The following is an 11,116-nucleotide window of genomic DNA, read 5'->3' on the forward strand; positions in this document are numbered from 1 at the left end:
GCTTCATGACAAGAGTAGCCGTCATCGGTGCCGGGCCTTCCGGGCTGGCGCAGCTGCGCGCCTTTCAATCGGCCGCACAGAAGGGCGCTGAGATCCCGGAGATCGTATGCTTCGAAAAGCAGTCGGACTGGGGTGGGCTCTGGAACTATACCTGGCGCACCGGGCTCGACGAATATGGCGAGCCGGTCCACGGCAGCATGTATCGTTACCTCTGGTCGAACGGCCCGAAGGAATGCCTCGAATTCGCCGATTATTCCTTCGAGGAGCATTTCGGCAAGCCGATCGCCTCCTATCCGCCGCGCGCCGTGCTCTGGGATTACATCAAGGGCCGCGTCGAGAAGGCGAACGTCCGCCACTGGGTGCGTTTCAGCACGCCGGTGCGCATGGTCCGCTTCGACGAAGCGACGAAGAAATTCACGGTGACGGCGCATAACCGCATCGAAGACCGGATGTATGACGAGGAGTTCGACTATGTCGTCGTGGCGTCAGGTCACTTCTCGACGCCGAACGTTCCCTATTTCGAGGGTGTGAAGACCTTCAACGGCCGCGTGCTGCATGCCCATGACTTTCGCGACGCGCTGGAGTTTAAGGGCAAGGACATCCTGATCGTCGGGCGCAGCTATTCGGCCGAAGACATCGGCTCGCAATGCTGGAAATACGGCGCGAAATCGGTGACGACGAGCTATCGTTCAAAGCCGATGGGCTTCAAATGGCCGGAGAATTTCGAAGAGCGGCCGCTGCTGACCAAGCTCGAAAACCGCACGGCGCATTTCCTCGACGGCTCGACCAAGGAGGTCGATGCGGTGATCCTCTGCACCGGCTACCAGCACCATTTCCCCTTCCTGCCTGACGATCTCCGGCTGAAGACCGCCAACCGCCTCTGGGCTGACGGCCTCTACAAGGGTGTGATCTTCGACAAGAACCCGCAGCTTTTCTATATCGGCATGCAGGACCAGTTCTACACCTTCAACATGTTCGACGTGCAGGCCTGGTGGGCGCGCGACGTGATGATGGGCCGCATCACCCTGCCGCCGGAAGAGGAGTTGAAGGCCAATTTCGACATGTGGCGCGCCCGTGAGGATACGCTCGAGGATGCCGAGCAGATGATCTGGTATCAGGGCGACTATGTGAAGGAACTGCTTGCCGAAACCGATTATCCCAACTTCGACATCGAGGGGACCAACCAGACCTTCATGGAGTGGGAACACCACAAGGCCCACAACATCATGGGCTTCCGCGACCATGCCTACCGGTCGCTGATGACCGGCAACATGTCGCCGACGCACCACACACCCTGGGTCGAGGCGCTCGACGATTCCATGGAGGAATATCTGCGCAACTGATGAGGCGGGCCTACATTGCCGGAGGAGGGTGTTCGGGCACTCTCCTCCGGCATATTGTGAGCCGCGCCTTTGAGCGAGACGACTGCAACTCTTCTCTTCGGATGTCGCCTTCATGGATTTTCAAACGAGCATTCTCGGGCGCATGAGCGGTTTTCTCTATCGCTGCCGTGCCGATGAAAACTATACGATGCTGGAGATGACCAACGGCATCGAGCGCATCTTCGGTTATCCGGCCGACGAAATCATCGGCAACCGCACGCGGACCTTCACCTCGATCATGTACGAGGAAGACGTGCCACTGATGGACGAGATCGTCGGGCGGGCGCTGGAGAGGCGCACAGACTGGACGATGGAATATCGCATCCGTCACGCCATGGGCCATCTCATCTGGGTGACCGAGACGGGCGGCGGCATCTGGGACGAAAAGAGCGAGCTTCTCTATCTCGAAGGCAGCATCATCAACATCGAATCACTCTACCAGCGAATCGATGACCAGACCGCCGACATGCGCGTCACCGCTTCGAAGACCAATGAGATCCTGCAATCGCTGCGTTACCTGAAGCTGCTCGCCGTCAATGCCGGCATCGAGGCCGCCCGCGCCGGCACGGCCGGATCGGGTTTTGCCGTGCTGGCCGCCGAGATGCGCACGCTTGCCAACTCCTCGGAAGAGGCCGCACGCGCCATTTCCAACGCACAACGCACGGCGAAAGGCTGAGCGTTACCCGAGCAGCGGCGGATTTGCGGCTCAAGTTCAAAGCCGCGTCATTAACCGTTCAGTGCTTCCAGAGATTGCGACGCTTTCCCAATGACTTGCGGTAATTCCGCGCTTAAAGAATCTCAGGTGATTGTTGGTGATATTAAGGTCGCGTTAACTTTTTGTTAACCATAGCAGCGGTAGACATGGTCAACGATTTCTTCACATAGATGACCAAAGTGCTAACAGACGCTCGCTCCATCCGCATCAAGGGCCGTTCTTTCCTCGCGGTCATGCTGTCTCCGGATCTTCCGATCGATGATTGGTTGATGCGGCTGGACGATCTGGCCGCGCGTTCGGCCGGCTTCTTCCTCGGACGGCCTGTCGTGCTCGACCTGACGGACCTGCAAATCGACCGGCCGCAGCTGAAGGACCTGATTGCCGAACTTGCCAAGCGCAATGTCAGCATCATGGGCATCGAGGGCGCGCGGCCTTCGATCCTCGGATCCGGCATGCCGCCGGCGCTTAAGGGCGGTCGGTCGGTTTCCGATATCGAGGTTCAGGCAAAGGAGCCTGCCGATCTACCCGGCAAACCGGCAGTGGCAGAGACCCGCCCGGCCATGCAATCGATCGTCATCCGGGAGCCGGTGCGCTCGGGGCAATCGGTGATCTTTCCGGAAGGCGACGTCACCGTCATCGGATCGGTCGCCTCGGGTGCCGAAGTCATTGCCGGCGGGTCCGTCCATATCTATGGCGCCTTGCGTGGCCGAGCCATGGCGGGATCCATCGGAAACGCATCGGCGCGGATCTTTTGCCGCAAGCTCGAGGCCGAGCTGGTTGCAATCGACGGCATCTACAAAATGGCGGAAGACATGGCGCCCAATCTTCGCGGACAGGCTGTTCAGCTCTGGCTCGAAGACGACGCGATCATGGCAGAGAAACTGATCTGACGGCAGCGCCGCGCGTCTCATCGAGCCGCAAAGGACGCTCTAACACTTTGAATTACTGGGGCCACGGCAAAGGAGAGACAATGATGGGGAAAGTGATCGTCGTCACGTCAGGCAAAGGCGGGGTTGGCAAAACGACCTCGACCGCCGCGTTGGGAGCGGCGCTGGCGCAACGCAATGAGAAAGTCGTCGTCGTCGATTTCGACGTCGGCCTGCGCAATCTCGACCTGGTGATGGGCGCCGAACGCAGGGTCGTCTACGACCTGATCAATGTCATCCAGGGCGACGCCAAGCTTACCCAGGCGCTGATCCGCGACAAGCGGCTGGAAACGCTGTTCCTGCTGCCGGCCTCGCAGACGCGCGACAAGGACAATCTGACGGCCGAGGGCGTCGAGCGCGTCATCAACGACCTGAAGCGCTATTTCGACTGGATCATCTGCGACAGCCCCGCCGGGATCGAGCGCGGCGCAACGCTCGCCATGCGCCACGCCGATGTTGCCGTGGTGGTTACCAATCCCGAGGTCTCGTCGGTGCGTGATTCGGATCGCATCATCGGCCTGCTGGATGCCAAGACCGCCAAGGCCGAACGCGGCGAGCGGATGGAAAAGCACCTGCTGCTCACCCGCTACGACGCCAACCGCGCCGAACGCGGCGACATGCTCAAGGTCGACGACGTCCTGGAGATCCTGTCCATCCCGCTCCTCGGCATCATACCCGAAAGCATGGATGTTCTGCGTGCATCCAACATCGGTGCGCCGGTCACGCTGGCAGACAGCCGCAGCGCGGCTGCGATGGCCTATTTCGACGCCGCTCGCCGGCTCGCCGGCGAGACGGTGCCGATCGCCATCCCAGAGGAAAAGAGGAATATTTTCGGTAAGATCTTCGGACGGAGGGCGGCATGAATATTTTCCGTCTTTTCAACAAGCAGAGAACCGCACCGGCCGCCCGCGAAAGGCTGCAGGTCCTTCTCGCCCATGAACGTTCCTCGGCGGGGTCGGACCTGGTTACCCTGCTGCGCGAGGAAATCCTGGCGGTGATCGCAAAGCATGTGCAGCTTGACCACGACAAGGTGCAGGTGACGATCGATCGCAACGAGTACGTCTCGACCCTTGAGATCGACGTCGAAATCCCGCTGAATGCAGCCGTGCAGGCCGCTTGAAAGAGAGCGCTGCCTGTCCTGACGACAGGCGGCGCTGACGATCAGGACTTCCTGGCTTTGCGATTGGCGTAACGCAGGTCGCGTTCGGCCTTTCGGGCGGCTTCATCGGCAATCACACGAGCGATCCGGTCTTTGTCAGCCGCTTCGCGCGCGTCGGCATCGGCGCGTGCTGCGGCCTCGGCGGCAGCCTGACGTTCGGCTTCGGCGGCCTGAGCCCGCTCCAGTTCCTCGAGCTTGACGCGTTCCCGCTGAGCGCGACGTTCTTCCCTGGCCGCGGCAATAGCTTGACGCTCCGCCTGCTTTGCCAGCCTTGTGGGTTCGGCTGAATCCTTGGCGCTACGATACGCATTGAGGAGAGCCGCCTTGGCTTCGGCAGCGGCGCTGCGGCGATCGGAAAGCTCGTTGTTTTTGGCGTTTTTCAAATCTGTTTCCTGACTGTTTGACTTCGACCCGAGAGCATGATGTCGAAAAGCGTGCGCGGTTTTCGGACCACATCATGCTCTACTCTTTAATTAGAACAGATTCAGTGTCTAGGCCGATCCGGCCTAAAATCATCCTGTTCCAGGGCGCCGCGCGCCATCAGACGCGCGAAGGGCGCTGCAATACTTTGAACTGCCGCATGGTTTATCCTGAAATCGAATCCGATTTAAGGAATTATGCAGTAGTGTCAGATTTTCTTTTTTCGCTTCGCGCCGGGAGCAGTAACCCCTGTCAAGCGATCCTGCAATTCCTTGGCCTCACGCGCTTCGCGTAATCGCAAGGTTTTTTCCTCGCGGGCACGTACGGTCGAATCGATCTCTTCGACCGCGCGGCTTCGCGCCAGGAATTGCGATTGCGCGTTTCCGAAGGCAATCTCCGCCTGCTTGCGTGATTTGCTGTGTGACTCTGTCATATTAATCCTGGATTTGTGAGCCCGCTTGGCGAAAGCAGCAAAAAGGCCAGGCAACTTGCCTGACCTTGATAGTATCATACTTTCGACAGTGCCGGTACATCCGCGGTCAAAGGAAAGCAGATTTCAGTTTAAGCAGCTTGGAGATTGCAAGCGGACATTTTGCCCGACTTGTTATCGCGCTCAAGCTCGTAGCCGATCTTCTGGCCTTCGGCGATTTCGCGCATGCCGGCGCGCTCGACGGCAGAGATGTGGACGAAGGCGTCAGCGCCGCCGTCATCAGGCTGAATGAAGCCGAAGCCCTTGGTGGAATTGAACCATTTAACTGTGCCAGTGGTCATAACAAACCCTTTCATAGCAATTGAACGACCGCACGTGCGGAAGCACGACGGATGATGATCTCGATTTTGAAGAGGGAAGTTCGTCCAGGGCACGTTGCCAGCGTGCGATAACAAAAGTCAAACAAGCAATATCGACCACCGAGATATAATCATCAAAGCGGGATATGTCAACTTTTAGTTTTTTTGACGCGCCAATTCGCCATTAGATTGCATCTCGCTGGTCGTGCGCGTCGGCGGCAATATCAACTGCCGATCGCCGTCTCCCGACCTCGAAAGCAGGCATTACGAGCGCGGCCGCGTCTTCTGCGGGTCGTAGTGCGAAAGCGGCACGATCGTCGCCGGCAGGCGCTTCTGGTGGCCGTCGAGCTTACCGATCTCCACCTCGGTGCCGGGGCTTGCATGCGTCACGTCGATGCGGGCGAGCGCGATCGTCTTGCCGAGGATCGGCGAGCGGGTGGCGCTGGTGATAACGCCCACCTGGCCCCGGCCGATATGGATGCAATCGCCATGGCCGACGGCCTCGTTCGCCTTGATGTCCAGCCCGACGAGCAGATGGCGCGGATGCTCCTTGCGTCGGATCAGCGCCTCGCGGCCGATGAAATCGTCCTGCTTGGATTTCAGCGGCACCGTGAAGCCGATGCCGGCCTCGAACGGGTCGGTCTGATCGGTGAATTCATGGTGAGCGAAGATCAGACCCGCCTCGATGCGGACCATGTCGAGCGCCTCCAGCCCCATCGGCTTCAACCCGTGCGGCTGGCCGGCCTCCCAGACGGCGTCGAACACCGTCAGCGCGTCCTTCGGGTGACAGAAGATCTCGTAGCCGAGTTCGCCGGTGTAACCCGTGCGCGAGACGACGATTGGGGCACCCTCGAAGCCGCCGATGCGGCCGACGGTGAAACGGAACCATTCGAGCTCGCCGATATCAGGCTGGCGCGGCGCCGTCCAGATGATCTCCTTCAGGATATCGCGGCTCTTCGGACCCTGCAGGGCGATATTGTGCATCTGATCGGTCGAGGAGCGGACCCAGGCCTTGAAGCCTTTCTTCTCGGCCTGCTGGCGCAGCCATATGCCGCTGAAATCATCGCCGCCAATCCAGCGGAAGTTCTTGTCGCCGAGCCGGAAGAGCGTCCCGTCATCGATCATGCCGCCGTTTTCGTAGCACATGGCCGAATAGACGACCTGGCCGGTCGACAGTTTGCGCACGTCGCGCGTCAGGCAATATTGCAGCAGCTCCTCGGCATCCGGCCCCGTCACCTCGAATTTCCGCAAGGGCGAGAGGTCGATGACGGCGGCGCGCTCGCGGCAGGCCCAGTATTCCTGGACCGGCCCTTCGCTGGAAAAGCGGTTCGGCAGCCAGTAGCCGCGATATTCGGTGTAGTCCCGCGTCAAGGCGGAGAGGCGGGGATGGAAGGCGGTTTCGCGCGTCAGTTCGGCGTCTGCATCTGGGGTCATGCGATAGGCCACCGCTCGTGAGAATTTCTCTTTTCCGGAAAAGGTGCGGACGTGGATATCCGTCGGGTCCCAGCCGTTCGCAGCGTCGATATCGTCAGGGCAGGACGAGGAGACACAGACGAGATCGGTCAGCGCCCGCATCAGCACGTAATCGCCGGGACGCGACCAGGGCTCGTCGAGATAGAGCTGGTTGTTGTGGTCGATATTGGTGTTGTAGAAATAGTTTAGCGCTTCCCAGCCTTTGCGGCCGGCAATGCCGTAGGGCGCCAGCGCAGCGTTGAAATTGTCCGTGCAGTTGACGTGGCCGGGATAACCCATGTCGTCGTAATAGCGCGAATTGCAGGCGGTCGCGAAAGCATCGTGGCGGCCGACCGTATCCTGGACGATTTCGACCAGCGGTTCGAAATCGCGGTCGAAGGCCTTGGAGGGGAGACCCGGCATCGGATAGCTGCGGCCGAGCAGCGTGCGGGTGACGGTGGAATCAAGCGCGAGGTCCAGACCCTTGTCGACCTTGCGGGCGGCAAAAGCCTGGAAATCGGTGCACTGGCGTCCATAGACGTCGATGATCTGGATGAATTCGCCGGCACGCACGAAATAGGCTGCGGCGGTTGCAGCCCGGATGCGGATATCCTCGACCGGATCGGCGGCCGGTTCCGGCAGGGCGGAGGCGTAATCGCGGATCAGCAGGCTGCGCTTGATCCTGATCTCGATCGGCGTCGCCGTATCCTGCGCCTCCGGCGACATGGCGCTGGCGGGTGCTGCGACGATCAGTAGGCCCTTCATGGAAATCGTGAATTCCGCCCGGCTGCCAGGCGTCGATCCCGCCCCGAAGATGCTGAGCGCGCCAGCCGTTGCCAGATCGGCGCCGCGACGCTGAAGCGCTGCACACGTGCGGGCAGCGCTCTCATCCTCCGCTTGAAGAATAGCCTTCAAACCATCGGCTGAATTGCTGAAAGGCGTTCCGAGACCGGCCGCGAGGAAACGGCCTTTCTCGTCGAGGAAGGAGATCTCGCAGAGCTGGCCGCCCTCGCTGTCGATGACGCCGACGCGATCGCCCGGCTCTACGCGCATAACGACCGATCCGCCGCCCTTTGCCCTGTAGCGCTCCGTTCCCTCCGGCAGGATGGGAATGCCGGGATAATGCACGAGGCTCGCAGCCGCCGGCCGCAGGCCTGTCATAGCAGGATGAAGTTCTCGCATACTGCCCTCATGGGAGGATCGGGCGTCCTCGGACGTCCACCCATGCAGGTTACAAAATGCCCCGGGAAAGTAAAGTGATGTTGACTAAAAAGAAAATATCTTCACTATGCATAAAGAGTTGAGACTCGGGAATCCGTCGGGAACACGGATCGCCAAAATCATCCGGGCGGGCTTGAGACGGTCAGGGAGACACGTTCAGGGAGACGTACAAAGATACGTCCGGAACAAATAGAATGGGGAATTTCACCGATGACAGACGTTGTGGAGGCCGGGATTGCATCCGGCACCGAAGGTAAGCTTGTACGCGCGCTCGACTGGAAGGGCGCATTCTGGGTGGCTGCGGGCGTGCCGCCGCTCGTTCTTTTCTCCATTGGCGGCATCGCAGGCACGACGGGAAAGCTCGCCTTCGTCGTCTGGATCATCTCGATGGTGATGGGTTTCCTGCAATCCTTCACCTATGCCGAAATCGCCGGCATGTTCGCCAACAAATCCGGCGGCGCCTCGGTCTATGGCGCCACCGCCTGGCTGCGTTACTCGAAATTCATCGCGCCGCTCTCCGTCTGGTGCAACTGGTTTGCCTGGTCGCCGGTGCTGTCGCTCGGCTGCGCCATCGCCGCCGGTTACATCCTCAACGCATTCTATCCGATTCCGGCGGCGGATTCGCAAATGGTCCTCGACTGGATCTCAGCGCATGCCGCTTCCATCACGGCCGACAGTCCCCGGGTCGCCGAATATATCGCAGCCCATGCCGGCACCACGCCGGATGACGCCGTCAGGGCATTGCTCGGCGCCGATGGCGTCGCGGCGCTCACGCCGGCGATCCGCAGCTGGTCGCTCTTCAGCTTCAACATTCCGTTCCTTGCCACCGCCAATATCAATGCCACCTTCTTCATCGGCGGCATCCTGATGCTGATCATCTTCGCCATCCAGCATCGCGGCATTTCGGAAACGGCAAGCGTGCAGAAGTGGCTGGCCATCATCGTGCTGGTGCCGCTGCTCATCATCGGCCTTTACCCGATCGTCAGCGGCCAGATCCTTGCCACCAACGTCACCGGTCTCGTGCCGCCGACAGCCGCCTATGCCGCTGCCGACGGCACCTGGAGCAACGGCGGCTGGACACTCTTCCTCGGTGGCCTCTATATCGCCGCCTGGTCGACCTACGGCTTCGAGACGGCGGTCTGCTACACCCGCGAACTCAAGAACCCGAAGACCGACACCTTCAAGGCGATCTTCTATTCCGGCCTTGCCTGCTGCCTGTTCTTCTTCCTCGTGCCCTTCGCCTTCCAGGGCGTTCTTGGCCATGCCGGCATGCTGGCCCCCGGGATCGTCGATGGTACGGGTGTTGCCGAAGCACTCGGCGGCCTGATCGGCGCCGGCCGGATCGTCACCCAATTGCTCGTCGTACTGATGATCATGGCGCTCTTCCTCGCCATCATGACGGCGATGGCCGGCTCCTCGCGTACGCTCTACCAGGGCTCGAAAGACGGCTGGCTGCCGAAATATCTCGACCACGTCAACGAACACGGCGCGCCGACCAGGGCGATGTGGACCGATTTCGCCTTCAATCTCTTCCTGCTGGCGATTGCCTCGGATGTCGGCGGCTATTTCTTCGTGCTCGCCGTCTCGAATGTCGGCTACATCATCTTCAACTTCCTGAACCTCAATTCCGGCTGGATCCACCGGATGGATTCCGGTCATATCGAACGCCCCTGGAAGGCGCCGACCTGGCTGATCGGCCTCAACACCGTGCTTGCCTTCGTCAACGCGCTCTTCCTGGGCGCTGGCGCCAAGGTCTGGGGTTACTCCAATGCGCTCTGGGTCGGTTTCATCTTCGCCGCCCTGATCCTGCCGGTCTTCGCCTATCGCCACTACGTGCGCGACGGCGGCAAATTCCCGGCCGGGGCGATGGAGGATCTTGGCCTCGTCGGCCAGGATCTCGGCGTCAGGAAAGCCGGCATGCTGCCCTATCTCGCACTCGCCGGCGGCCTGGCGATCGTCCTGATCGCCAACGTGATCTTCCAGCTTCCGGCCTAAAATCGCCTCCCAAGCAGACAGGCCGAAAAGCCGCCATGGAAACATGGCGGCTTTTTCATTGGTGGTTGCAGACCGGGCGAGACGACTCATCCGGTTGCAGAAGGAAGGCTCAGCGGCCGCCCTCGATCTTGCGGTGACGCTGGTTGATGCCGCCCTTGCCATAGGGATAGTCAAGTGGCTGAGGCGCGCTCACATCGTTCAATCTTGCCATCTCGTCGTCGGAGAGTTTGACCTTCATCGCGCCGAGATTGTCGGCGAGCTGTTCCGGCGTGCGGGCGCCGAGGATGACTGAGGTGATCGCCGGCTGCGCCGCCGTCCAGGCGAGCGCCACCTGCGCCATGCTGACGCCATGCGCCTTGGCGACCTCCTCGACGACAGCGATGATCGCCCAGGTTCGCTCCAGCGCATTGCGCGGCGCATATGATTCGCCGCCGCGATTGGGGTTTTCACCGAGGCGGGTGGCACCCGTCGGCATCTCGTCGCGCTTGTATTTGCCGGTCAGCCAGCCGCCGCCGAGCGGTGACCACGGCAACAGACCCATGCCGGCATCCTGACAGGCCGCGACGATCTCGAGTTCGATGTCGCGCACCAGCAGGTTATATTGCGGCTGCAGCGTCACCGGGCGCGTATAACCGCGTGCCTTGGCGATCTCCGAGGCCTTGGCGATGTGCCAGCCGACATAGTTGGAGAAGCCGTAATAGCCGATCTTGCCGGAGGAAACCGCATCGTCGAGGAAACGCAGCGTCTCCTCGATCGGCGTCAGCGCGTCCCAGGCATGCATCTGGTAAAGGTCGATCTGCTCGAGGCCGAGGCGGCGGAGCGAATCGTCGAGCGCCTGGCCAAGATGCCGGCGCGACAGGCCGATATCGTTGGGGCCGTTGCCCATCGGGAACCGCCCCTTGGTGGCGACGATCGCCTGGCGAGCCTCAGTCGGGCGCGCCTTCAGCCAGCGGCCGATGATCTCTTCAGACTTGCCGGCGCTGTAGACATCGGCGGTATCGATGAAATTGCCGCCCCAGGCGAAATAATCGTCGAGCAGCTTGTGCGAGGCGGCCTC

At 60.9% G+C, this 11,116-nt stretch carries 11 protein-coding genes; 6 read left to right on the forward strand and 5 right to left on the reverse strand.

Going from position 1 to position 11,116, the window contains the following annotated elements:
- Nucleotides 1-5: 5 nt before the first annotated feature.
- From FY112_RS28965 to minE, 5 genes are all read left to right on the forward strand, one after another.
- Nucleotides 6-1,343 carry an NAD(P)/FAD-dependent oxidoreductase gene (locus tag FY112_RS28965; RefSeq protein WP_151519872.1) on the forward strand — a complete coding sequence of 446 codons (1,338 nt, stop codon included), beginning with the start codon at nucleotides 6-8 and terminating at the stop codon, nucleotides 1,341-1,343.
- Nucleotides 1,344-1,455: 112 nt separating this feature from the next.
- Nucleotides 1,456-2,058, forward strand: coding sequence for a PAS domain-containing protein (locus FY112_RS38510; RefSeq protein WP_017957703.1), 603 nt, complete (start codon nucleotides 1,456-1,458; stop codon nucleotides 2,056-2,058).
- Between the two features lie 209 nt (nucleotides 2,059-2,267).
- Nucleotides 2,268-2,987, forward strand: coding sequence for a septum site-determining protein MinC (gene minC / locus FY112_RS28975; protein WP_017957702.1), 720 nt, complete (start codon nucleotides 2,268-2,270; stop codon nucleotides 2,985-2,987).
- Between the two features lie 83 nt (nucleotides 2,988-3,070).
- Nucleotides 3,071-3,886 carry a septum site-determining protein MinD gene (minD, locus tag FY112_RS28980; protein WP_018448670.1) on the forward strand — a complete coding sequence of 272 codons (816 nt, stop codon included), beginning with the start codon at nucleotides 3,071-3,073 and terminating at the stop codon, nucleotides 3,884-3,886.
- A complete protein-coding gene (gene minE / locus FY112_RS28985; RefSeq protein ID WP_003548116.1) occupies nucleotides 3,883-4,143 on the forward strand; it encodes a cell division topological specificity factor MinE in 261 nt (86 codons plus the stop codon). Before minD ends, minE begins: the two co-directional genes overlap by 4 nt.
- Nucleotides 4,144-4,184: 41 nt before the next feature.
- Here the strand turns inward: minE and FY112_RS28990 are convergent, their stop codons facing one another.
- From FY112_RS28990 to FY112_RS29010, 4 genes are all read right to left on the reverse strand, one after another.
- Nucleotides 4,185-4,565, reverse strand: coding sequence for a DUF6481 family protein (locus FY112_RS28990; RefSeq protein WP_017957701.1), 381 nt, complete (start codon nucleotides 4,563-4,565; stop codon nucleotides 4,185-4,187).
- Between the two features lie 245 nt (nucleotides 4,566-4,810).
- Nucleotides 4,811-5,035, reverse strand: a complete 225-nt coding sequence (locus FY112_RS29000) for a hypothetical protein (protein WP_003548112.1) — start codon at nucleotides 5,033-5,035, stop codon at nucleotides 4,811-4,813.
- Between the two features lie 128 nt (nucleotides 5,036-5,163).
- Entirely contained in the window at nucleotides 5,164-5,373 is a 210-nt protein-coding gene (locus FY112_RS29005; RefSeq protein ID WP_151519873.1) for a cold-shock protein, read from the reverse strand.
- A 282-nt stretch (nucleotides 5,374-5,655) separates the two neighbouring features.
- A complete protein-coding gene (locus FY112_RS29010; protein WP_151519874.1) occupies nucleotides 5,656-8,025 on the reverse strand; it encodes a DUF1989 domain-containing protein in 2,370 nt (789 codons plus the stop codon).
- 249 nt (nucleotides 8,026-8,274) lie between these two features.
- Here FY112_RS29010 and FY112_RS29015 point away from each other — a divergent pair, with 249 nt between their 5' ends.
- Nucleotides 8,275-10,059 carry an APC family permease gene (locus tag FY112_RS29015; protein WP_151519875.1) on the forward strand — a complete coding sequence of 595 codons (1,785 nt, stop codon included), beginning with the start codon at nucleotides 8,275-8,277 and terminating at the stop codon, nucleotides 10,057-10,059.
- A 109-nt stretch (nucleotides 10,060-10,168) separates the two neighbouring features.
- Here FY112_RS29015 and FY112_RS29020 read toward each other — a convergent pair.
- Nucleotides 10,169-11,116, reverse strand: a 948-nt coding sequence (locus FY112_RS29020) for an aldo/keto reductase (protein ID WP_151519892.1), incomplete at its 5' end; no start/stop codon positions are given.

It is taken from the genome of Rhizobium sp. PEPV16 (assembly GCF_008919455.1).
Classification (GTDB): Bacteria; Pseudomonadota; Alphaproteobacteria; order Rhizobiales; family Rhizobiaceae; genus Rhizobium; species Rhizobium leguminosarum_Q.